We start from the raw sequence: 23,147 nt of genomic DNA on the forward strand, positions 1-23,147 counted from the left end.
CGCATAGATCGCCGACAAAGCCAGAAGGCGCCGTGTTTGGGCGGGATCACGCGCGCACCTGGCCAAGGTGCGCAGACCGTCAGCGTCAAAGTCTGACCGCAGCGGTACCGGAGCAGCCATGACATCCTCCTCGGGCTCCAAACCCGAAGACAGAATCACCCCTCAGCCGCCGACGCTACCCCGTGAGTCCCACTTAACGAGGGTTGGTATCAGTCTCCTCGTGGTGCGCCCCGGGCCAGATGGGCCTACGGCGCAGCGTCCTTCGCGCCGGGGGAAGATGATGGGTCGGCTGATCGCGCGGGTCCAACCCTAGCCCTGAAGTTTCCGGACGATGTCATCGAAGGCTTCGACCGGCAGCGCACCTTCGTGTCGCTCGCCGTTGAGGAACAGGGTCTGCGTCGAATGGACGTCCAGGACCTTCATGGCCTGCGCTTGCACGCGGTTGACCTGGTCGTAGAGGGCTTGGTCGGCGAGCACGGCATCGAACTTGGCCTTGTCGAAGCCAGCCTGCCGGAGGAGGTCGCGCATCGCGTCGAGCGGCTTGTCGACGAAGGCCCAGGACCTCTGTCTCTCGAACAGCAGGTCCGTGACCGGATAGTAGTTCCGCCCGCTGTCGGCCCTGGCCAGCATAAAGGCGGCGGTGTCGAGGGGGTTCAGCGGCTATCCGCGCAATGCGAAGCGCATCTGCCCCGTGTCGATCCAGCGGGCCTTGATGCTTGGCCAGACCTTGTCGTGGAAGGCCGCGCAATGGGTGCAGGTGACGGCGGCGTACTCGATGAAGGTCACCTTTGCATCGGCCGAGCCGACCCAGATGTCGCCCAACGAGCCCGCCATCGCTGGGTCATCGACGGGGGCCGCCCGCGCCGGGGCGAATGCGAACGCAGGGCCCAGGATCGCGCCGAGAAGCAGGGTACGACGGGCGAAGCGCTGGCTTAGAGTGCTGGTCTCTGTCTTCACGCGGCCGCCTCGTTCGTCCGCAAGCCAATGAAGCTGAGGTTCGGGGACCCAGGCGTCCCTTTCATGACAAACGGTGGCCCGCACGTATCGTTTTGTAGTCGTCGCTCGGTCTTCAGGCCCTGCCGATCGGTCGCACGTCCGAGGCGGCGGCGAACGAGGTGAACCGTTCCGGCTCGTCGAGGGGCACGTCGAGGCTGCAGCGCAGACCCTCGGGGGCGAACTCCAGACGGACCTCGCCCCCCAGTTCACGGCTGACCCCGCCCGTGATCAGGCGCGTGCCGAAGCCTCGTTTGCCCGTCTCCCGCACCGGCGGGCCGCCGCTCTCCCGCCATTCCAGGGCGAGCCGCCTCGTGCCGCTCTCGCCGACAAAGACCCTCCAGGCGACGTCGATCCGGCCCGCGTCGGTCGAGAGGGCGCCGTACTTGGCTGCGTTGGTCGTCAACTCGTGCACCGTCATCCCGAGCGCCAAGACGTAGCGCGGTGGGAGGTCGATGTCGGCCCCTTCCAGGCCGAAGCGGTGCAACTGCTCGTCCCGGAAGGGGGCGAGCTCGTTCTCCAGCACCGTGCGCAGCGAGGCGCCCTCCCAGTCGTCGCGCGAGAGCAGGTCGTGGGTCTTGGAAAGGGAGAGGATTCGTCCCTCAAGCCGCTCGCCGCGATCCTCGTCCCGGCGGGCCTGCCGCGCCAGGGACTGCACGGTGGTCAGGGTGTTGCGGACGCGATGATTCAACTCGTGCAACATCATCGTCTGCCGCTCCTGCAGGACCCGGCTGCGTGCGACCTCCTCGCGCAACTCGCCCTGGTGCCTCTGCAGCGACGCCGCCATGGCGTCGAACGCCTCGCCGAGCCGGCCGAACTCGTCGCTCCCGGACAACCCGGTCCGGGTCCCCAACTCACCCGCCCGCCACGCGCCGGCCGCCCCGAGCAGGCGCCGCACCGGCCTGCGGATGAAGGAGCGACTGGCCAGGAGCGCGGCCGCGACGGCCAGGATCGCGCCGACGCCGATCAGCACGACCCCGCGATGGGTCGCGGCATCGATGTCCGCGAAGGCCGTGGCTGGCGAGAGGCCCACCGCCACCGTCATGTCGTGGAGGTCCCCCGGCGCGCCTCCGGCCACCGCCGTGATCCGCGGGTTGCCCCGCAATCCGGTCAAGTCCGCGACGCCGCCGCGGTGGTCGGCTAGGGCCTTCCAGAAGGCTGTCGGCAGCGGCTTGCCGGCCCAGGCTTCGTGGTCGGGAAGCCGGACCAGGATCGTGCCGTTCCGGTCCGCGACCGTGAGGGCGGCGTCGGGCGGCAACCCGGCATCGGACTGCCGTGCCGCGAGGTAGGACAGGTCGATGCTCGTGATCACGATGCCTTCGGGGCGACCGTCGCCGTCTTCGTCGGCGATGGCCTGGGCGAACTGGATGGTGGGCCGTCCGGTGACCCGGCCGGACACGACCTCCCCGATGGCGAAGCCGCCGGTGCGCATCGCCTCCTGGAAGTAGGACCGGTCGGCGACCGAATAGGCCCCGACCGGGGATCCCAGCGTGTTGCACCGGATGCGCCCGTCCGGGTCGGCGACCCCGAAAAAGAACGAGCCGGGGACTTTCCCGCCGACCGTCGCGAGGTACGCCGTGCAGGCCCGGGCGTCCTTGCCGCGGACCTCGGCCACTCCGGCCAGGATGGCGAGGATCTGCCGCGCCCCGCGACCGAACTGCCCCAAGTCGGCCGCGACGGCCTTCGCCCCGCGCATGGCCTCCTTCCGGACGGCCTCGGCCCGGGCGGCGCGGAGCGCGTACTCGTTGTAGCCCTGGACGGCTAACGCCGGGATCAGCGCCAAGACGACAAGGCCCACGATCCGCTTGGTTAGTGACATCGAGTTCCCGAGCTTGGTGAAGCCCGTCGTCTCCCGGGACCCGGCCACCGAACTAGGTCGGTTCGGCTGCAAAGCCATGGGCAGCGCCCCGGCCCGCTAGCCAGGGCTATCTATCGATCGAGGCGCGGCGGGCCCGATGGACGCACCCCGCCCCGGGACGGTCGCCGCGGGGATTCCCCGCGACGGCGGTCAGTGCGCGCCGGTGCCGACGCGCCCCACCGCGCGCCTGAGGATGCGCGAGAGGTCGGCCACGGAGTAGGGTTTGCGCAGGAGCTCGAACCCGTGCGTCCCCTGCTCGGCAAGCACCTCGCTGTAGCCCGACGTCAGGACCACCGGCAGGCCGGGCCGGCGGCGGCGGAGCTCGCGGGCGAGATCGACCCCGTTCATCCCCGGCATGACCACGTCGGAGAACACCACCTCGAACCGGTAGGGTATGCGCTCGAACTCGTTCAGGGCCTTTTCCGCGTCCACGGCCCACACGGTGCTATAGCCGAGCTCTTCCAGCGCCTGCGCCGCGAAGGCCCCGACCTCATGGTTGTCCTCCACCAGCAGGACGCAGGTGCCGTGGCCCTCGGCGAGGTCCGCCAGCTCGTGCGCCTCGGCCTCGGGGACGGCGGCGGCCTTGGCGCGCGGGAGGTACAGGGTGAAGGTGGCGCCCTCGCCGAGGCGGCTCTCGGCGATGACCTCGCCGCCGGACTGCTTGGCGAAGCCGAAGACCTGGGACAACCCGAGCCCGGTGCCCTGGCCGACGCCCTTCGTGGTGAAGAACGGCTCGAAGATCCGGCCCAGCGCATCCGGGGCGATGCCGCTGCCCGTGTCGGCGACCGAGACCGCGACGAAGTCGCCGCGCATGGCCGGATGGGCCCGGACCGCGGGGACAACGCCGACCGGCCGCACCCGGATGGTGATGCGCCCTTCGCCCGACATCGCGTCGCGGGCGTTGACCACCATGTTGACCAGCGCGGTGTCGAACTGGCTCGGGTCGGCGTCGACGAGGCAGAGACCCTCCCGCCCCCTGGCGTCCCGGAACGGCTCGACCTGGGTCTCGACGTGGATGCGCGAGCCCGTGAGGGTGCGAACCATGTCCGAGACCGAGGCGACGCCGCGCCCGACATCGAACACCTCCGGCTGGAGGGCCTGCCTCCGCGCGAAGGCGAGGAGTTGGCCGGTCAGCTTGGCCGCGCGGTCGACGGTGTCCGATATGGCGTCGACGTAGCGGATCCGGCGCTCCTCGGCCAGGTTCGGCCGCTTCAGCAGGTCGGTGGACGACTTGATGACCGTCAGCAGGTTGTTGAAGTCATGCGCGACGCCGCCGGTGAGCTGGCCCACCGCCTCCAGCTTCTGGCTCTGCCGGAGTTGCTCCTCCAGGGCCTTGCGCTCCGTCACGTCCCGGCCCGCCGCATATAAGTGGTCGTCGCGGGGGATGGCGTACCACGACAGCCATCGGAAGCCTCCGTCGCGCGTTCGCATCCGCACGTCCAGGCCGTCGAGGACGATGCCGTTCACGAGGTCGTCGAACACCCCCTCCACGGCGGACCTGTCGGCCGGGTCGATGAATGTGTCGAAGTGCGCGCCGACGAGGTCGTCCTCGGACCAGCCGAGCGTCTCGGTCCAGGCCGGGTTCACCGAGCGGTAGCGGCCGTCGAAGCCGCAGACGAGGAACAGGTCGCGGCTCGTGCGCCAGACCATGTCGCGCTCGTCCGTCCTGTCGCGGGCGGTCTCCTCCAGGACCCGCTCGGCCTCGCGCCGTTCGGTGATGTCGTTGAACAGGATGGCGACCCGGCGCCGGGCCGGCTCGCCGATGCGCAGGGCGTGGACGTCGAACCACCGGCCGAGTGCCACCGCGCCGCTCTCGAAGCGGGCCGCCTCGCCCGTCAGCGCCACCCCGCCGTAGGCGTCCAGCCAGGACCGCTCCAGGCCCGGGACGACCTCGCTGACCCAGCGTCCGGCCACGTCGCGGAGCCCGGTATGGCGTTCGAACGCCGGGTTGACCTCCACGAAGCGGTAGTCGACGGCGCGCCCAGCCGCATCGTAGCGCATCTCGACGATGCAGAAGCCGGCGTCCACGGCCTCAAACAGGGTGCGATAGCGCGCCTCGCTCTCGGCGAGCCGGCCTTCCTCGGTGCGAAACCGGGTGACGTCGAGTTGGCTCGCGAAGAAGTAGCGCAGATGTCCGTCCGGATCGAACACCGGGCTGACGTAGAGTTCGTTCCGGAACGGCGTGCCGTCGCGGTGGTAGTTCAGGATCTCCACGACCACGTCGCGCCGCGCCGCGACGGCGTCGCGGACCTTGGCGACGTTGGCAGGATCGGTGCCCGGGCCTTGGAGGAATCGGCAGTTGCGGCCGATCAGCTCGTCGGCTCCGTAGCCGCAGAGCTCCTGGAATGCGCGGTTGGCGAAGACGATCGGGTTGTCGGGCAGGTTCGGATCGGTGACGATCTGCGGCATGCGGGTCTTCTCCGCCGCCGTGAACAGCAGGTCGGTCCCGGCCGCCGAGGTGCGCTCGTCGCCGGTCGGGGCATGGACGTGCCCCTCGTTCCGCCGCCGCAGCCGCTCGATCTCAGCCTTCGCGTCCGCCAGTTGCCGGCGCAGGTCCTCGAAGTCCGTTTCCATCCTGCTTGTCCCGACCGGATACTGGGTGGGTCCGTCCGCCGGTGTCCCGACGGAGCCGTCGGTTGCCGCTGCGTGCCGTTGGCCTACGCATCCCGGAGCCGTATGACGGAGGCCGGGTCGTCCGGGAAGTGTGGCCCGGGATTGCATGGCGAGCCGTCCCGCCCCGTTCCCGGCCCGACCGTGGTGTTGCACAGCCCCGGACGAACGGGACGCGCACCCCCGTGCTCCCGGAACGCCGGCGTTCCTGGCCGGCCTGGACCGGACCGCAGGGCGGTCGGAGACCCCAGGAACCGGTCGCGAATACGTTGTTGCACCCCTGTTCCCGCCGGTTGAACGTCGACAGCCGCTTCCGAGCAAGCGGCGATCTGCCCGGTCACCTTCCCGTGTCTGTATCAGTCACCTATGGCATAAGGCGTTCCAGTCATTCACATCAGATCGACGGGCTGCGAAACCCAGATCTCGGCCCTGGGGTTGACGACGCTCGAACGGGTGGTCGTGGAACAGATCGACAGCACAGCGCGACGCCAAGCTGCACTCGCCGCTTATGACATTCTCGACACGCTGACCGAGGCCGAGTTCGACGGCATCGTGAGGGTAGCGTCCGAGACCTGCGGCATGCCGGTGTCGCTGATCTCCTTGCTCGACGGCGAGCGCCAGTGGTTCAAGGCCGAGACCGGCTTCGGCCAGAGCGAGACCCCCATCTCGCAGTCCATCTGTGCCTACGCCGCGCAGCAGCACGACGTGTTCGAGATCCCCGATCTCACCCTCGATCCGCGCACCGCCGACAACCTGCTCGTGACCGGCGGACCGGCAGTGCGTTTCTATGCTGGCGTGCCGTTGAGGACGGCGGACGGCGTCAATCTCGGCGCCCTGTGCGTCCTCGACACTAAGCCCAATCGGCTGACCCCGGCACAGGCGTTCACCCTGCGCACGCTCGCCCAGTAGGTCATCACCAACCTAGAGCTGCGACGCGCCCTTAAGGAGCGCCGCGAGAGCGACCGGCGCAACAAGGCGATCCTCCAGAGCGCGATCGACTACGGCATCATCGCGATGGATCTGAACGGCCGCGTCACGAGCTGGAACGCGGGGGCCGAGCAGATCCTCGGGTGGACCGAGGCTGAGATGCTCGGGCGGCATGCCAACGTCTTCTTCACCCAGGAGGACGAACGCGACCAGATCGCCGAGAAGGAGATGGGCGCGGCTCTGCTGCACGGGCGCGGCACCGACGAGCGGTGGCACGTGCGCAAGGACGGCACCAAGTTCTGGGCGAACGGCGAGATGATGCCGCTCAAGGACAAGGGCGGGCAGCCCGAGGGCTTCATCAAGATCTTGCGCGACCGCACCGACCAGCGCAACGCCGCTGCCCGGCAGCAAGCCGATGCCGAGTTCATGCGCAGCGTGCTCGCCTCCTCGGCCGACTGCATCAAGGTGCTCGACCTCGACGGCGGCCTGACCTTTATGAGCGAGGGCGGCATGCGGGTGATGGAGGTCAGCGACTTCAACCTCATCCGCGGCTGTCCGTGGCCGGACTTCTGGCAGGGCCAGGGTCATCACGATGCTGTCGCGGCCCTCGCAGCCGCCAAGGCCGGCGGCGTCGGCCACTTCCAGGGATCGGCCGATACCTATCTCGGCACCCCGAAGTGGTGGGACGTGCAGGTGACGCCGATCCTCGGCGCGGATGGGCAGCCGGAGAAGATCCTGTCGGTCTCCCGCGACATCACCGACCAAAAGTCCGTCGAGCGTCAACTCGCGGTCAGTGAGGAACGCTGGCGCGGGCTGTTCAGCGGGATGCAGGAGGGGTTCCTCAGCGCCGAGCTGATCCGCGATGAGGCTGGCAAGGCGGTGGACATCCGGTTCCTGGAGGTCAATCCAGCGTTCGCCGGGCTGACCGGGCTTCCGGCCAGCAGCGCCGGGCGCACCATGCGCGAGCTTGTGCCGGCTATCCCGCAGTGGGTGATCGACACCTACGCCCGCACCGTCGAGACCGGACAGCCTGAGAAGTTCGAGATCCACGTCCCAGAGCTGAACCGTACGTTCGAGGTCCGGGCACACAAGCAGTCTGCCCAGCAGTTCGCTGCGTTGTTCCTGGAGATCTCGGGCCGCAAACGGACCGAGGTTCGCCGCGCGGCCATGACGGAGCTGGGCGACCGGCTGCGCGACGTGGGCGACAAGGGCGAGATCAGCCGGATCGCCGCTGAGGTCATGGGGCGCACGCTCGGACTTAGCCACGCGGGCTACGGGCAGGTCGATCCCGACGCAGAGACGATCCTCGTGGAACAGGGGTGGACCGCGTCGGGCCTCACCGACATCGCCGGGCTACACCATTTCCGCGCCTATGGCTCGTACATCGAAGACCTCAGAGCCGGGCGCAAAGTCGTCATCGACGACACCGGTAGTGATCCTCGGACCGCCGCCGATGCCAAGGCATTGACTGCCATCAGCACGCGCTCGCTTCTCAACTTGCCGGTGATGGAGCACGGCCGCTTCGTGGCCCTGTTCTACGCCGTGAGGGCGGAACCGGGGGAGTGGGCGCAGGAGGACATCGCCTTCGTGCGCAACGTGGCCGACCGCACCCGGTCGGCCATCGCCCGCATCGAAGCGGAGGCGCAGCAACAACTGCTCAACCACGAGCTGAGCCACCGCATGAAGAACATGCTGGCGATGGTGCAGTCCATCGCCACGCAGACGATGCGTGGAGCGGCCGATCTCGACACCGCCCGGGATGTGCTGGCCAACCGACTGATCGCCCTGGGCAAGTCGCACGACCTCCTACTCGGTGGCTCCCTGTCGAAAGCCCCGCTAACGAGCGTGATTGAGAGCGCGCTCGACATCCACCGTGACCGTCCGGATCGGTTCATGCTCGATGGCCCGGCTGTAATGGTGGGTTCCAGGGCGGCGCTTTCGCTGTCGTTGATGCTGCACGAGCTGGCGACCAACGCCGCCAAGTACGGCGCGCTCTCGAACGCGGACGGTCGGGTTACCATCAGTTGGGATATCGACGGCGACGGCGACGACGCTCCGGTCACCTTGCGTTGGAATGAGGCAGGCGGTCCGGCGGTGGTGGCGCCGAAGCGCGCGGGGTTCGGCACCCGGCTGATCGGACGCGGGCTTGCTGGAAGCTTCGACGGCAAGGTTGACTTGAGCTACCCGCCCTCTGGTGTGGTCTGCACCATCGTCGCGCCGCGGCGCGGTCTCATGGCGAGCTAGACCTCGGATCCCGCGACGGGAGCATGCCGGGCGATCAAACCGTCCCGCCGGCCGTATCCAGCTGGGCAAGGAGTTGGTTCAGGCGGTCCGGCAAGGGCGTTGCCGGGATCTGGGCGTAACATGCCCTGCAACTTGCGCCCGAGGTGGTGCTGGATCGCGTGGGGTGATCCCGGCTGCACCCATATGACCGACCCTTCCGGGAGAGGTTGTCCGTTCTCGTCGCGAACAGGATCACTTCCCTCATCAGAGGCACTTTTCCCCACCGAACGGCCTCCCTGGCCCCAGACCACCCAATGAGGGGCAAACAGCCAATCTGGATTGAGTTCCCGTTGAGGCTCTGAGCAATCGGCACAGTGCCATTGGCGCCACACCAACATGACAGACGCCGACCACAGCGTCTTCTCCTGCTAGAATGCAGATCGTGAGCTGGAACTAATTTTCCGTTCGTGAAAGGTCGTGAACGGTCCCTTAGCTCTGTCCGCTTCGATGCACCGGCCGTCCGGAAGCGGACGGGCCGAAAACCACCCGAAGCGGTCGCGCGGACAGCGACGAACACATCCCGAAAGCCGTCGTTCCGTTTCGGAGAAGGTCGCCTCGAAATGCGGACGGCATCCGATCGACCCTGGCTGTGTGGATAAGTCGAGGGGATTAACATGAGTTGCTACGGTAGGGGCGGAATGAAACGCTTCCGGGTGGGTTAGCGACTGTAGCCGATTGAGCCTGTTTCCAGCCTGCCTAGAAGACTAGATTGAAGCGGACAACCCAGTGTGTTTGTTGACGCCTTCGTGAATGCCATCGGCCGCGCCACGCTGAGTTTTGCAGGCGTGACGCCAGCCGCGTCGGGCGGCCGTCCTATCATCCCGCCCTGCTGCTCACACTTTATGACTGTGGCTACCCGAGCCGCGTCGAATCGAGCCTTGTTCGGAACGTGAGCCTGCACGCGGGAAAAGGCACGCGAGGCGGTACGCAACTTGTTCGGCAAAGGCTTAACCGACTGGGAGGTTGCCGGAAGGTCGGCGCCTCACCGTCCACCGCCGCCGCCGTGCGAAAGGCAGCAGGAGCCTGACTTAGCTGATCGAGGCCGAGCCCCGCGCGCGTCGTTAGGCAACCTAGGGCTTCGTTGAGCAAAAGAAGGAGCTGCAGCACCACCGCCGGGCGATCCCCACAATCGCAACCGCAGGTTCACAGCGATCGACAATCAGCGATATAGTTCCAGCCAGCGTTGACATGTCACTGACATTTCGTAACTATGGTTCGTGAAACGGTGTCGGCAGATCGGTGGGAACGGTGGAATGAATCTCACGCGATGTGAGTACGGGCTCGAGCCCGACCGTGTGAGATTTGGGCCGCGCGCCTCGCTGACCCAAACGGCCTACGACGGTATCAAGACTATGCTGCTGGACAGCCAAGGCTCTGGTGCGGCCTTCTCGGAGCGTCAACTGTCCGCCCAGCTCGGACTGGGGCTCGCCCCCATCCGCGCCGCGCTGTCGCGGCTGCGGGCGGAGGAACTGATAGTTGTTGTCCCTAATGCTGGGATTCGTCTTCCCGATTTGCCGCCGCGGGCAATACTGGACTTCTACGAGCTCAGGACAGCGCTAGAGACTCACGTCGTATCGGCCCTAGCCACCCGTGGTGTCGCTGCCCGCCTCGGACCGATCCGCGAACTGCTCGACGAGCAGGAGGCTTGTGTCCGTGCGGGAGATGCGAAGACCTACCACCACAAAGACATGGCGTTCCACCGCGCGCTTGCCGAACTCCACGGCAATGCTGAGATCGTGCGCGTTCTATCGGGGTTGCGTGATCGCATGCAGCGCCTGTCGTCCGTGCTGCACGCCGGCCACCCAGATCGCCTGTCGGCGAACTTCGGGCAGCACGTGGCGATCCTCGACGCGATCGCGGCCGGTGACGCGGCGGTAGCGGTTGGACACCTTCGCGATCATCTGAGCCACGCTCGGGACCTCGTGATGGACCCCCTTGGGCGGACACGAGATCCCGCAAAGCCGCCTCATTCCGGACCGTTCGCAGACTGTGGTGGATGACGAAACGCCGTCCGACCCCAAGGCGAAAGTCACTACAAAAGACGAGTAAAAAACTGCTCGCGACACAAAATATAAGCCAGAGGACGCCATGACTGGAAAGCTCGCCACGTGGCTGCTAATTAGTTTAGCGCTAATGTCGCCCGCGGCTTCGCAGGTCTCGGGTGGCGTCATCAAGATCGGGGTCCTGAACGACCAGTCAGGCATCTTTGCCGATCTTGGCGGCCAAGGCTCGGTAATTGCCGCACGCATGGCAATCGAAGAAGTTGGCGGAACCGTACTGGGTAAGCCTATCGAGATCCTCGTCGGCGACCATCAGAACAAGCCCGACATTGGTTCGGCCATCGCGCGCGGTTGGATCGATACGCAGGGCGTCGACGCCATCTTCGACGTCCCGGCCTCGGCGACTGCGATCGCCGTCCAAGACGTCACCCGCGAAAAGAACCGGATGCTGTTCCTCTCCGGGCCCGGCTCGTCCGACTTCACCGGCAAGCGCTGTTCACCCACTACCGTCCACTGGACCTACGACAGCTACGCTACTGCGAACAGCACCGTGCGAGCCTTAGTCAAGCAGGGCGGCGACACGTGGTTCTTCCTCACAGCCGACAACGCCGGCAGCCATGCGCAGGAGCAGGATGCGTCGAGCTTCGTCAAGCGGGCGGGCGGGACGGTGGCCGGAGCGGTACGCCACCCGTTCGCAACGCAGGATTTCTCGTCCTTCTTGCTACGTGCACAGGGGTCCGGGGCCAAAGTGATCGGGCTCGCTAACGCGGGGAGCGACACGATCACTTCGATCAAACAGGCGCGGGAGTTCGGGATCACGCAGGGCGGGCAGAAGCTCGCGAGCCTTCTGATGTTCATCACCGACATCCACGCCATCGGGCTGGCAGACGCCCAAGGCCTCGTGTTCACGAATGCGTTCTACTGGGACAAGGACGACAAGACCCGCGCCTGGTCGAAGCGGTTCATGGAGCGATTTGGCGGGCGGGCCCCTACCTCCGTCCAGGCCGGCGTCTACGGGGCCGTTCGTCACTACCTCAAGGCGGTCGCCGCGGCCGGGACTGATGAGACAGCGACGATCGCGCGTAAGGTGCGGGAGCTGCCGGTCGAGGACTTCTGGAGCGCTGGCTTCAAGATCCGGCAAGACGGGCGCCTGGTGCGCGACATGTACCTGTTCCAGGTGAAGACGCCCGCCGAGAGCACGGCCCCCTGGGACTATTACAAGATCCTCGCCACGATCCCGGGCGACGAGGCCTTCCGGCCCGTGTCCGAGGGAGGCTGCCCCCTGGTGAACCAGAACTGAGCGATGGCGCACAAGAAACTCCGAATCGCCGTGAGGGGCCGAACGTGAGCCTACATCCCACGCTGGTTGGCCTGCTCCGGGCAGCGCGCGAGGCCGGACGCCAGCCCTTCGCGGCGTGCACGCCGGGACAGGCGCGCGAAAGCTTTGCCGCAAGTTGCGCCGCGCTCGGCGCTGGCCCCGAGGTCGGCGCGGTGCGCGACCTCGAAATCCCGACGCGCGGCGGTGCGGTGCGGGGGCGCTTGATCCGGCCGGCATTGGAGCCGAGCACGCCAGCAGCCGGGCTGATCGTCTACGTGCACGGCGGCGGTTGGGTAGTCGGGACCTTGGACGACTACGGCGCGATCGCCCGGGCGCTGGCGGCGCGTACCGGTTGCGCCCTGCTGATGGTTGATTACCGGCTCGCCCCGGAGCATCCGTTCCCTGCGGGGCTCGAGGATGTCGAGGATGCGATCAGCTGGGTCGCCGCGCACCGAGGCGACTTCATCGCGCCCGGGCGCCCCCTCGTCGTGGCCGGCGACAGCGCGGGTGGAAATCTCGCCACCGCCGCCCTGGCGGCGGGGCGGGCCGCTGGGTGGGCGGGGGACGTCGCGCTGCAGGTGCTATTCTACCCGGTCGCCGATTGCGACATGGACACCCCGAGCTATGGCCTGCCGGATGACGCGTTGTTCCTGACACGCGCGGACATGGTTTGGTTCTTTCGTCACTACGCCCCGGAAGCCTCGTGGGCGGACCCACGCATCTCGCCGCTGCGCGCATCCGACCTCTCCGGGCTGCCTCCGGCCTGGATCGGCACGGCCGAGTACGACGTGCTGCGCGATGAGGCCGAGGCCTACGCTCGACGCCTCACCGAGGCGGGTGTCGAGGTCCGCCTGCGCCACTACGATCGCATGGGCCACGGCTTTGTGAGGATGATGAACCACGTCGAGGAGGCGGATGCCGCATTCGACGATGTCGCGCGCGCTATCGCGGCGTGCGGGGTGGATGGAACGGGAGAAACGGCATGAGCGAGCATACAATGAGAACTGAGCTGGACGCCGTCGTCGTTGGAGCCGGTTTCGCCGGCCTGTACACCTTGCACAAGCTGCGTGGGCTCGGCTTCCGCGTCAAAGCCCTGGAGGCGGGTAAGGGCGTGGGCGGCACTTGGTTCTGGAACCGTTATCCCGGCGCGCGCTGCGACGTGGAAAGCCTGGAGTACTCCTACTCGTTCTCCGAAGATCTGCAGCAGGAGTGGAACTGGCCGGAACGCTTCTCAGCCCAGCCCGACATCCTGCGCTATGCCAACCACGTGGCCGACCGACTAGACCTGCGCCGTGACATCCTCACCGAGCGGCGAGTGATCTCAGCGATCTTCGACGAAGCGACCGACCGCTGGACGGTGACGACGGCGGGCGGCGAGGTGTTCGAGGCGCCGTTCTGCATCATGGCCACCGGCAACCTGTCGCTGCCGCGGGTGCCGGACTTCCCGGGGCTGAAGACCTTCCGGGGCGACTGGTACCATAGCGGCCTGTGGCCGGAGGAGGGTGTGGACTTCACGGGGCGCCGCGTGGGCGTCATCGGTACCGGCTCGTCAGGAATCCAAATGATCCCCGTGATTGCCGAGCAGGCCGACCATCTGTTCGTCTTCCAGCGCACGGCTAATTTCAGCGTGCCCGGCGTCAATCGCGTGATGACGCCGGAGGTCGAGGACACGCACAAGGCGCGCTATGCCCACTGGCGCGACGAGGCTAAGCGTACCCCCTTTGGCATCGCCGGCCACCCACCCCCGCCCTTGACTGCCCTGGAGGACACGGCAGAGGGCCGTACCGACGTGTACGAACGCAAGTGGGGCACGGGGGGCAACATCAGCTTCCTCTACGCCTACAAAGATCTGCTGACCAACAAGGAAGCCAACGATACCGCCTGCGACTTCGTTCGCGAGAAGATCCGGAGCATCGTGCGGGATCCTGCGGTCGCCCGCCTCCTGATGCCCAATGATCACCCAATCGGCACGAAGCGGCTGTGCCTCGACAACGGCTACTACGAAACGTTCAACCGCGAGAACGTCACCCTGGTAGACGTGCGGTCCGACCCGATCGTCGAGATCACCGAGCGGGGCGTGCGCACCGGAACGAAAGAGTACGCACTCGACGCCATTGCTTTCGCGACCGGCTTCGACGCGATGACCGGGGCTCTCCTTGACATCGACATCCGCGGGGCGGGTGGCTTGCAGCTTTCCGAAAAGTGGGCACACGGGCCGCGCACGTACCTTGGTCTGATGACAGCGGGATTGCCGAATTTCTTTATGATCACCGGACCCGGCAGTCCTTCGGTCAAGACGAACATGATCGCCTCGATCGAGCAGCATGTGGATTGGATCGCCGACTGCCTTGCACATCTGCGCAGGGAGGGGATCGCGCGCATCGACGCCGAGGCCGCCGCCGAGGACGACTGGGTCGAGCACGTCAACCAAGTGGCGGACACGACGCTCTACCCGCTGGCCAATTCCTGGTACGTGGGCGCCAATATTCCGGGCAAGCCGCGGGTGTTCATGCCCTACGTGGCGGGCCTCGATAAGTACCGTGCAATCTGCGACGCGGTCGCGGCGGAGCGCTACCGAGGATTCAAGCTAGCGGGGATTTGAGGCCGGGATGGCCGGCACTGGAGGCGACATCGTGGGAGAGGATGTAGAGGCGGGAGCGCTCGACCTCAAATGCCATCCCCGCGTCCTGTACGGCGCTGACCTGCGCGAGGCCCTGCCGGACCTCGCACAAGAACGAAGGTGGGGCCGGGTTCTGCCGGTGGTCACGCGCTCGCTCATGGGCGTCCCCATCGTGGTCGAGGCGCTGGCGAGACTCGGGGTGAATGCGCTCGATCCCTTTATCGATCTGGTGCCGCACACGCCGTTCGACGTCGTACTCACGCTTGTCGAGCGGATCCAAGAGGCGCGCGCGGACGCGGTGGCGGTCGTCGGCGGTGGCAGCGCCATCGATGCCGTGAAAATCGCTGCGCTCGCCGCCGCAACCCGCGTCACGGATGCCGAAAGTCTGTTGGCGCTGCGCGCGGGGGCTGGTGCCGACGGGGTGCAGCAGCCCTCCCCGGGCGCACGCACGGAACCGGCGATCGTGGCGGTGCCGACTACGCTCTCAGGTGCGGAGTTCGGCCTAATCGGCGGTGCGACCCAGGGCGGGATCAAGCACCTCTTTCGCGCCGACACCCTCGCTCCCGACGTGGTGGTCTATGACCCCGCGTTAGCACTCCACACGCCCCTGGGCCTTTGGCTCTCCACTGGGATCCGTGCGGTCGACCACGCCGCCGAGACCGTGCTGTCGCGCGACGCCAACCCGTTCACGGACGCCCTCGCGCTGCGTGCCCTGAGATTACTGCGGGCGGGTCTTGAAGCCGTCGCTCGCGATCCCCGTGACCCGGCGGCGCGTCACCAGGGGCAGCTCGGTGTTTGGCTCGCGGCCGCAGGGATCGGCCGGGTCCGCTACGGAGCCAGCCACGGGATCGGCCATCAACTCGGGGCCGTAGCGGGCGTCCCGCACGGCATCACCTCCTGCGTCTTGCTGCCGGCGGTACTGACGTTCAACGCACCAGCGGCACCGAATCGGGATTCGCAGATCGCGGCTGCGCTGGGTAGGCCGAACGCCTCGGCGGCGGAGGCGGTACGCGACCTCGTGATCGCCCTTGGCCTACCCTCGCGCATCTCTGAGCTTGGAGTCGTCAAGGCGGATCTCACGCGCATCGCCGAGACGTCGCTCGGCAATGCGTTCGTGCGCGCCAACCTTCGGCCGATCCCGGGGGTGGATGATCTCATGGCGATCCTCGAGATGGCATGGTGAAGCGACCGAGGTTGAGGGAGGGGCCAAGCGCTGGGTACGACGATGCTCAGCGACCGGGGCGGACGCCAGCCAGGAACAGCGCCGCGGCCGCACTCCCGCTTCCATCTGTGTTGACCGCGGCGCGGAAGTCTACCTCGATGGCCTTCGGCCCATCCAGCTCAGTTCCGTCGCGATGCGCTCTTAGGCCCGGCCCCGTCTGGCCTTCCCGCTAGTCATGGCAGTCAGCTCGAAACAGTATAAGCTCAATTTAATTTTGAATAAGTTCACAAAATTTCTTAAAATTGAAGCGTCAATTTTGGCAGAGTAATAAGTTACTTGCCGTTTCGCGTGAGTGCTTTGGTGAGAAACGCTTGGACGCCGTGCTTATATTCCTGGCTCTCGGCGAAGCTATAGACTTCCATTCTCTCCGCGTAGGTGACGGGCGCGGCATCCCGCATCAACCGCTGGATTTGGCGCTTGTGCGACCGGGCCGCCTGGATGCCGCTGGCACAGATGTTCCCGACCGTCTCCGCGATGGCGCCCTCGAAATCCGCAACCTCCACGACGCGGCTCACCAGCCCCTTCGCGCAGGCCGTCGGGGCATCGAAAAGACGTCCTTCGATCAGTAGCTCAGCGGTCACGGAAGGCCCGACTAGGCGGAACAGGCCCTCGGTCTCGCCGAGGGCCAGGGGGAAGCCTATCCGTCCGACCGGCGCTCCGAACCGCGCATCCCGTGATGCGATCCGAAGGTCGCAGGCTACAGCGATCTCCAGGCCGCCGCCGAAACAGGCCCCCTGGATTGCGGCGACGATTGGCACGGGACACTCCGCGATCGCGGAAAGGCACCCGCCGACATACTCCTCGTGGAATCGCACTACCTGCTCGTGGGTGGAGCGTGAGGTGTGGAATTCGGAAATGTCGGCGCCGGCCGAGAAGGCTTCCGCGGTGCCGCCGCGGATGACGATGCAGCGGAGTTCGTCGTCCCCGGCGAGGTCGAGGACATGCGCCGCGAGGTCCTGCCACATCGCCACCGTCAGGGCATTGCGCCGGGCCGGCTGGCTGATCGTCAGTGTCACCGAGGGACCCGACCGCTCCGTGCGGATCTCACCACCCATTCCGATACCTCCCGGCCGCCCTCACACCCGAACATCCTGAGACAGCTTGAGCAGTTCCGCGCATTCTGCGCTCCGCCCGGCATAATCCTTCCAGGTCGAAGTGCGGGCGAGCGCCTGCCACTTCTCGAAGGCGGCGGCGTCGATGTCCTGCGCCTGAATCCCGGCCTTCCGGAACACCCCGACCACCTTGTCGTCGTCGGCCTTCGAGCCCGCCGTTCCGAACGGCTCCAACTCCTCGCCCACTGCCATGATCAGGTCGCGGTGCGCGGGTGGCAGGGCGTCGAAGATCGCCTTCGACATCAGCAGCGGTTCGAAGGTGAACAGGAACGTCCGGTCACGCGCTGAGGTCAGGTGCTTGCCGGTCTCCTCGAGACGGAACGAAATCATGCTGGTCGAGGAGGTCACGACAGCGTCCACGGCCCCCGTCTGCATCGCAGCGTAGATCTCGTTCGAGGGCAGCGATAGCGTCGCCGCCCCGGCCGCGAGAAGAAGGAGGTCCATCTCGCGTGAGCCGCCGCGGGTCTTCAGACCCTTCACGTCCTCGGGCACGACGATCGGGTTCGCACGGGACACGACGCCGTTCGCCTGCCAGACCCAGGATACGATGACGATGCCCTTCTCGGCCAGGAACGCGCTGAGCCTGCGCCCGACCGGCGCCGTCTTCCACGCGGCGCCCTGGGCATAGGAGCCAACGACGCAGGGCATCAGCCCAATATTGAGCTCCGAAATCTGCCCGCCGGCATAGGCTAGGGGAAACAGGCTGAGATCGAGCGCGCCCTTGCGCACGGCCATGAACTGCGAGTTGGTCTTCATCAGCGACGCGTTCGGATAGACCGTCGCCGTAAGCGCCCCGTCGGAGCGCTGCTTGAGCATTGCCGCGAACTTCCGGCACAGCCTGTCGCGGAAGTCGCCATCCTCCTCCGTGCCGCCGGGGAACTGGTGCGAGATCTTCAAGTCCTGTCCGGCCATCGCCTGTCCCCCAAGCCGGAGGAGAGCGGGCGCCGCGACGGCGGCGGTGAGCAGGGCGCGGCGCGTCTGCATGGCGGGATCCTCTGGGCGCGGGGACGATCTCGGGCGGTTCGGGGGCTAGCCCCTCAGGTGAGACGCGGGTCGAACGCCGCCTCCATCTCGCGACGCAGGGCGATCACAGGGTCGTCCTTGCAGAAGGCAACATCCGTCCAGCGGACGCCCTCGCCCATCGGCACGTCGCGGATGAGCGCAACCTGATGTGCCAGCCCGAGGGGCAGGTAGCCCTCCGCAAGGGAGAGCGCCGCCGGGATCTGCCGGCCCCAGACGCAAAAGCCCCCCTCCCCGTCGAGGGTCTCGCCGGCTTTCAGGTCGCGCTTGGCAATGGCGGCGACGTCCGCAGTGAAGCACACGGGCGCTCCGGTCGGTTGCTTGAGCAGGGTGGCCCAGGCTGCGGAAATGCCGAGTTCCAGACCGCTGAAATGGATCGGCCGGTAGAGCGCGGCGTAACGCCCGCTCGCATCCGGCAGCATGTGATATTCACGGAAACATTCACGGGTGTAGGCGCTGTCCTCGGCCGCCTCGACCACGACGAAGGTGCCATGGGCGAGATGGTGTGGAATGCTCGTCCCGTCGCGGGCGAGGGACGAGACGCATTCTGTCACGCCGGAGAATTCGAGGCTGCCGCCCTGGTCCTTCGGGCGCAGCACGTCGGCGAGCTCGAACCGGCTCGCCGGGGGGAAAACGAGGCCGTTCGTCTGGGCCTGGAGGCCGGTCGCGTTGGCGATGGCGGTCATCTCGATCGCCGACTTGGTCCCGTCTACGAAGCTGTTGAACATCTTCGGGTTGATCGAGGACTTGTCCGCGATCTCGATCAGCCCCGGCAGGTTGTCAAACACCGTCTCGGGGGTCGATTGGTGAAAGCGCGGCAGGTAGCGGGTGCCCTTTCCCGCCGCCACGACCCGGAAGCCGCAGGCCCGCGCCCAGTCGACATGCTCGCAGACGATGGCGGGCTGGTCGCCGTAGGCGAGGGAGTACACGACGCCCGCCTGGGCGGCCCTGCGCGCCAGCAGCGGCCCCGCCACCACATCGGCCTCGACGTTGACCATCACGACGTGCTTGCCCGCCGCGATGCTGGCGAGCGCGAGGCGGATGCCGGTGCGGGGGTCGCCGGTCGCCTCGATGATCACCTCTATGCCGCCCGCGCGGATCACCTCCTCGGCGTCGGCCGTGAGGTAGGTCCGGCCGGTGAGGATCGCGTCTTCGCAGGACCGGGCGTCGGTCTGCTCCGCCGGCCAGTGGCAGGAGGCGAGCTGCCGAGCGGCCCGCCCCACGTCCAGATCGACCACCGCGACGACCTGCAAGCCCGGCGTGGTGCGGGCCTGGGCCAAGAACATCGTACCGTACTTGCCGGCGCCGATCAGGGCGACCGTCACCGGCTTGCCGGCCTCCTGCCGTTCCCGGAGCAATCGGGACAGGTTCATCGTGCGCGTCTCCCTCGCGTGGTCATCGCAGCGGCTGAAGCGGGGGAATCGCCAGATTGACGTTCACGCTCTTCGTCTCGGTGAAGCTGTCGAGCATGCCTTCGAGGGACATCTCGCGGCCGATTCCGCTCTCCTTGATGCCCCCGTAGGACTGGCCGAGCGCCTGCCCGCCGCCCTGGTTGACCTGCACCCAGCCCGCCTCGACGGCGTGGGCCGCCCGCAGCGCCCGGCCGATGTCGCGGGACCAGATGTAGGCGGCGAGCCCGTAGTGACTGTCGTTGGCCATGCGGATCGCCTCCTCCTCGTCCCGCCAGGGGATGGCGACGAGGACCGGCCCGAAGATCTCCTCCCGGGCGAGGCGCCAGTCGTTCGAGGTGTCCGCGAAGATCGTCGGCACCGCGAAGTAGCCCTTCGTCAGCGGACCTTCCTTCGGCGGCAGGCCCCCGGTCACGAGCCGCGCCTCCGGCCGGTTCAGCCCGTCCGCGACGTAGCCGCAGACCTTGGTGAACTGGCGCTCGTTGATGATGGCGCCGACATCCGTCGCCTCGTCCAGCGGGTCGCCGATCTTTAGCGCGGAGGTGCGGGAGACCAGCCGGTCGAGGAACGAGTCGTAGATGTCCGCGTGCAGGAACATCCGCGAGCCTGCCGTGCAGGACTGGCTTTGCCGGGTGAAGCGCATCGAGGCGACGATCCCGTCGAGCACCCAATCCTCGTCGGCATCGGGATAGACGATGGACGGGCTCTTGCCCCCGAGTTCGAGAGAGACCGGGGCGACCCGCTCGGCGGCGGCGCGCATGATCGCCTTGCCCACCGCGGTCGATCCGGTGAAGCTCACCTTCCGGACCAGGGGGTGGGCGGCCAGCGGCTCGCCGCATTCCTTGCCGTAGCCGGTGACCACGTTGACGACGCCCGGCGGCAGATGGTCCTGGCAGATCTCGGCGATCATCAGCACCGCCAGCGGCGCATCCTCGGCGGCCTTCAGGACGATGGTGTTTCCGGCGCAGACCGCCGGGGCGATCTTGAGGGCCGCGAGTTGGGCAGGCGCATTCCATGGCACGATGGCGCCGACCACGCCCAGGGACTCCCGCCGCGAATAGCTCAGCATCCCCTCGCCGAGGGGGATGGTGAGGCCCTTCAGCTCACCCGCGAGACCGCCGAAGTAGCGGAAGGCGTCGGCGACCATGCGCGCTTCGCCCCGGGCCTGGGTCCGCAAGGCGTTCCCGGTCTCGCTGGCGATGAGGCGCGCCAACTCCTCCTGGCGGGCTTCGAGTGCCTCGCCGATGGTCAGGAGCAACCGGCCCCGATCCCGGGCCGCGACCCGCGACCAGCCGGGGAAGGCGGCCGCCGCCGCGTCGACGGCGAGGTCGACATCCGCCTGCTCCCCCCGCGGCACCTCCCCGAGGGGCTCCCGCCGCCCAGGATTCTCGACGACGATTGTCCGGCCGGACAGGGCGGGACGCCACCGCCCGCCGATCAGCATCGGCTTCGAATAGGCGCCAGGCGCTTGGATGTCCGGGGTCTGCGGGTTGGACATGATGTCTCCTTCGGACCGATCTACGCCTAGGCCCGTGCGGCGGGCGGCGTGCCCTCGATCATGCGGATCACGGCAGAATAATCGAGGTCCCCCGAGCCGGCGCCGCAGAACAGGCCGTACAGGGCTGTCGCCAGGGTGCCGAGCGGCAGGCTCGACTGGGTCTCCATGGCCGCCTGCTCGGCGAGCCGCAGATCCTTGAGCATCAGGTCCGCCGCGAACCCGTTCCTGTACTCGCGGCTCGATGGGACGTTGGGCAGCAGGCCTGGTACCGGCGGGTAGCTCACCAGGGCGTGGCAGCTTCCCGTCGAGGTCGAGACGATCTCCCGCATGGTCGCCGGGTCGAGGCCGAGGCGCTGGCCGAGGGTGTAGGCCTCCGAGACGGCGATCATCGAGATGCCTGCCAAGAGGTTGTTGCAGACCTTGGCGGCTTGCCCGTTGCCGGCCGGGCCCGCATGAAACACGTTGCGACCCATGGCCTCCAGGACCGGCCGCGCTCGGTCGAGGACGGCGGCTTCCCCGCCGACCATAAAGGTCAGTGTGCCGGCCTGCGCGCCCATCACCCCGCCGGAGACGGGGGCATCGAGCACCGGGATTCCCCGTTCGGCCCCCGCCGCGTGCAGGGCTCGGGCCTCCGCCACGGCGATGGTCGAGCAGTCGATTACCAGGGCTTCCGCCGGCAGCCGGGCGAGGGTCCCTCCCGACCCGGTATGGATGTCGAGGACGTGCCGCCCGGTCGGGACCATCGAGATCAGGACCTCGACCCCATCGGCGGCCTCGGGTCCACTTGCGGCAATGGCCGCGCCCGCCTCCCGCGCCACACCGAGGGCCGCCTCGGAGAGGTCGAAGGCGCGGACCGTGTGGCCCGCCTTCAGGAGGTTGCGGAGCATGGGCACGCCCATGCGTCCGAGGCCGATGAAACCGATCCGGGCCATGCCCTCTCCTCTCGGTGCGTTACTGAGACGTGGCGACGAGCGGGCAGCCGCCCTCGGCCAGGGGCCGAAACGCGACCTCGGCCGGGATCGTCGCCTTGTAGGCGTAGTAGTCCCACGGATACTTGGAATCGGCCGGCGACTTGACCGTGTATAGGTACATCGGGTGCATCTTGCGCCCATCGGCGCGGATAGTGCCCTTGCCGAACAGGGGATCGTCCGTCGGCATCGCCTTCATCGTCGCGACAACCTGGGCTCCGTCGTGCACATCGCCCAGAGCCGCGACGGCCTTCAGGTAGTGGAGGATGGAGGCGTAGACACCGGCCTGCACCATCGAAGGCTTCGCCCCGGAGCGCTGGGCGGCGAACCGGGCCGAGAACGCCCGGGTGCCGTCGTCCTTGTCCCAGTAGAACGGCGAAACCAGCGAAAGGCCCTGCGCCAGTTGCAGCCCGATGGCGTGGACGTCGGTGATGTAGATTAGCAGGCCTGCGAGCCGCTGCTTCGAGCCGACGATGCCGAACTCGGCCGCCTGCTTGATGCTGTTGACGGTATCGCCGCCGGAATTGGCGAGCCCGATCACCTCCGCGCCCGAGGACTGCGCCTGGATGAGGTAGGAGGAGAAATCCGAGGTGTTGTTGGGCGCCCGGACGCGACCGAGCACCGTGCCGCCGCTCGCTAGCACCATCCGCTCGGTGTCGCGCTCCAGAGCGTGGCCGAAGGCGAAATCGGCGGTGAGGAAGAACCACGTCTTGCCGCCGGTCTCGACCACCGCCTTGCCGATGCCGTTGGCGAACGCCCAGGTGTCGTGAGTCCAATGGACGGTGTTCGGCGTGCAGGCCTTGCCCGTAAGGTCGGAGACGGCGGGGCCTGAGGCGAGCATCACCTTGTTCTTGTCGCGAACGACCTGGCTCACCGCCAGGGCGGCGGCTGAGTTGGTGACGTCGGCCACGGCATCGACGCCTTCCCGGTCGAACCATTGCCGGGCGATGGTGGAGGCGACATCGGCCTTGTTGCCGTGGTCAGCTACAAGGATGTCGACCGTCCAGCCCTTCGCGCGAAGCCCAGAATCCTCGGCGGCGAGATTCGCCGCCACGACCGATCCCGGCCCGCCCATATCCGCATAGATCGAAGACTGATCGTTAAGGACGCCGATCCTGATGCTCTTCTCCGCCGCCGAGGCGGAGGCGATGCCGAGCAGGAACACGGCGGCCGCACGGCAAAGCGCCCGCGCCATCGCACCATCCTCCCTGGTCGCGGTCTGATGCCGCTCTGATCCTCGTGCGCCGGTTCATGCGAACCAGCGCCGGGTCTCCGTGAAAAAAGCGCACACGCCACGGGGCGTCTATGT

At 67.4% G+C, this 23,147-nt stretch carries 15 protein-coding genes and 2 pseudogenes; 7 read left to right on the forward strand and 10 right to left on the reverse strand.

The genetic code is table 11. The features are described from left to right. The 4 genes and pseudogenes from MKL11_RS29685 to MKL11_RS29700 form a co-directional block, all read right to left on the reverse strand. Positions 1-159, reverse strand: a pseudogene (locus MKL11_RS29685) (IS630 family transposase); the annotation flags it as partial. A gap of 150 nt (positions 160-309) precedes the next feature. After that, positions 310-834: pseudogene (locus MKL11_RS29690) on the reverse strand (thioredoxin domain-containing protein). Between the two features lie 235 nt (positions 835-1,069). Then, the gene (locus MKL11_RS29695; protein ID WP_243950347.1) at positions 1,070-2,860 is read right to left on the reverse strand and encodes a sensor histidine kinase; all 1,791 of its coding nucleotides are present in this window, start codon (positions 2,858-2,860) and stop codon (positions 1,070-1,072) included. A gap of 141 nt (positions 2,861-3,001) precedes the next feature. Beyond that, complete coding sequence (locus MKL11_RS29700; protein ID WP_243950349.1) at positions 3,002-5,425, reverse strand: PAS domain S-box protein; 2,424 nt, start codon at positions 5,423-5,425, stop codon at positions 3,002-3,004. Positions 5,426-5,896: 471 nt separating this feature from the next. On the opposite strand from MKL11_RS29700, the gene MKL11_RS29705 reads away from it, so the two are divergent. The 7 genes from MKL11_RS29705 to MKL11_RS29735 all read left to right on the forward strand — a co-directional run bounded on the left by MKL11_RS29705 (position 5,897) and on the right by MKL11_RS29735 (position 15,792). Further along, positions 5,897-6,370, forward strand: coding sequence for a GAF domain-containing protein (locus tag MKL11_RS29705; protein WP_243950351.1), 474 nt, complete (start codon positions 5,897-5,899; stop codon positions 6,368-6,370). 18 nt (positions 6,371-6,388) lie between these two features. After that, positions 6,389-8,632 (forward strand): PAS domain-containing protein, encoded by a 2,244-nt coding sequence (locus MKL11_RS29710; RefSeq protein WP_279600816.1) that lies wholly within the window; start codon positions 6,389-6,391, stop codon positions 8,630-8,632. A 1,292-nt stretch (positions 8,633-9,924) separates the two neighbouring features. Further along, positions 9,925-10,671, forward strand: coding sequence for a GntR family transcriptional regulator (locus tag MKL11_RS29715; RefSeq protein ID WP_243950353.1), 747 nt, complete (start codon positions 9,925-9,927; stop codon positions 10,669-10,671). A gap of 88 nt (positions 10,672-10,759) precedes the next feature. Beyond that, on the forward strand, positions 10,760-11,971 hold the full coding sequence (locus tag MKL11_RS29720) for an ABC transporter substrate-binding protein (protein ID WP_243950354.1): 1,212 nt from the start codon (positions 10,760-10,762) through the stop codon (positions 11,969-11,971). A 44-nt stretch (positions 11,972-12,015) separates the two neighbouring features. Continuing rightward, on the forward strand, positions 12,016-12,975 hold the full coding sequence (locus MKL11_RS29725; protein WP_243950357.1) for an alpha/beta hydrolase: 960 nt from the start codon (positions 12,016-12,018) through the stop codon (positions 12,973-12,975). Continuing rightward, positions 12,972-14,591, forward strand: a complete 1,620-nt coding sequence (locus MKL11_RS29730) for a flavin-containing monooxygenase (RefSeq protein ID WP_243950359.1) — start codon at positions 12,972-12,974, stop codon at positions 14,589-14,591. The genes MKL11_RS29725 and MKL11_RS29730 overlap by 4 nt, the downstream gene beginning before the upstream one ends. Before the next feature lie 7 nt (positions 14,592-14,598). After that, positions 14,599-15,792: an iron-containing alcohol dehydrogenase gene (locus tag MKL11_RS29735; RefSeq protein ID WP_243950361.1), complete on the forward strand. Its 1,194-nt coding sequence runs from the start codon at positions 14,599-14,601 to the stop codon at positions 15,790-15,792. A 311-nt stretch (positions 15,793-16,103) separates the two neighbouring features. On the opposite strand, the gene MKL11_RS29740 is transcribed toward MKL11_RS29735, so the two are convergent. The 6 genes from MKL11_RS29740 to MKL11_RS29765 are packed head-to-tail and all read right to left on the reverse strand — an operon-like array spanning position 16,104 to position 23,033. Next, entirely contained in the window at positions 16,104-16,886 is a 783-nt protein-coding gene (locus MKL11_RS29740; protein ID WP_243950364.1) for an enoyl-CoA hydratase/isomerase family protein, read from the reverse strand. Positions 16,887-16,907: 21 nt separating this feature from the next. Further along, positions 16,908-17,927 carry a TRAP transporter substrate-binding protein DctP gene (dctP, locus tag MKL11_RS29745; protein WP_243950366.1) on the reverse strand — a complete coding sequence of 340 codons (1,020 nt, stop codon included), beginning with the start codon at positions 17,925-17,927 and terminating at the stop codon, positions 16,908-16,910. Between the two features lie 53 nt (positions 17,928-17,980). Next, the gene (locus MKL11_RS29750; RefSeq protein ID WP_243950368.1) at positions 17,981-19,336 is read right to left on the reverse strand and encodes an NAD(P)H-dependent oxidoreductase; all 1,356 of its coding nucleotides are present in this window, start codon (positions 19,334-19,336) and stop codon (positions 17,981-17,983) included. A gap of 22 nt (positions 19,337-19,358) precedes the next feature. Further along, the gene (locus MKL11_RS29755) at positions 19,359-20,870 is read right to left on the reverse strand and encodes an aldehyde dehydrogenase family protein (RefSeq protein WP_243950370.1); all 1,512 of its coding nucleotides are present in this window, start codon (positions 20,868-20,870) and stop codon (positions 19,359-19,361) included. Between the two features lie 26 nt (positions 20,871-20,896). Next, the gene (gene mmsB / locus MKL11_RS29760; RefSeq protein ID WP_243950372.1) at positions 20,897-21,802 is read right to left on the reverse strand and encodes a 3-hydroxyisobutyrate dehydrogenase; all 906 of its coding nucleotides are present in this window, start codon (positions 21,800-21,802) and stop codon (positions 20,897-20,899) included. Between the two features lie 19 nt (positions 21,803-21,821). Beyond that, entirely contained in the window at positions 21,822-23,033 is a 1,212-nt protein-coding gene (locus MKL11_RS29765; RefSeq protein ID WP_243950374.1) for an ABC transporter substrate-binding protein, read from the reverse strand. Positions 23,034-23,147: the final 114 nt, after the last annotated feature.

Origin of the sequence: Methylobacterium sp. J-077, from assembly GCF_022829365.1 — a bacterium.
Taxonomy (GTDB): Bacteria; Pseudomonadota; Alphaproteobacteria; order Rhizobiales; family Beijerinckiaceae; genus Methylobacterium.

Bases quoted from the DNA above. Each gene is read 5' to 3' on its own strand.
- MKL11_RS29700 (WP_243950349.1), bottom strand. From the start codon at position 5,425: ATGGAAACGGACTTCGAGGACCTGCGCCGGCAACTGGCGGACGCGAAG.
- MKL11_RS29715 (WP_243950353.1), top strand. From the start codon at position 9,925: ATGAATCTCACGCGATGTGAGTACGGGCTCGAGCCCGACCGTGTGAGA.
- MKL11_RS29720 (WP_243950354.1), top strand. From the start codon at position 10,760: ATGACTGGAAAGCTCGCCACGTGGCTGCTAATTAGTTTAGCGCTAATG.
- MKL11_RS29730 (WP_243950359.1), top strand. From the start codon at position 12,972: ATGAGCGAGCATACAATGAGAACTGAGCTGGACGCCGTCGTCGTTGGA.
- MKL11_RS29735 (WP_243950361.1), top strand. From the start codon at position 14,599: ATGGCCGGCACTGGAGGCGACATCGTGGGAGAGGATGTAGAGGCGGGA.
- MKL11_RS29740 (WP_243950364.1), bottom strand. From the start codon at position 16,886: ATGGGTGGTGAGATCCGCACGGAGCGGTCGGGTCCCTCGGTGACACTG.
- dctP (WP_243950366.1), bottom strand. From the start codon at position 17,927: ATGCAGACGCGCCGCGCCCTGCTCACCGCCGCCGTCGCGGCGCCCGCT.
- MKL11_RS29750 (WP_243950368.1), bottom strand. From the start codon at position 19,336: ATGAACCTGTCCCGATTGCTCCGGGAACGGCAGGAGGCCGGCAAGCCG.
- MKL11_RS29755 (WP_243950370.1), bottom strand. From the start codon at position 20,870: ATGTCCAACCCGCAGACCCCGGACATCCAAGCGCCTGGCGCCTATTCG.
- mmsB (WP_243950372.1), bottom strand. From the start codon at position 21,802: ATGGCCCGGATCGGTTTCATCGGCCTCGGACGCATGGGCGTGCCCATG.
- MKL11_RS29765 (WP_243950374.1), bottom strand. From the start codon at position 23,033: ATGGCGCGGGCGCTTTGCCGTGCGGCCGCCGTGTTCCTGCTCGGCATC.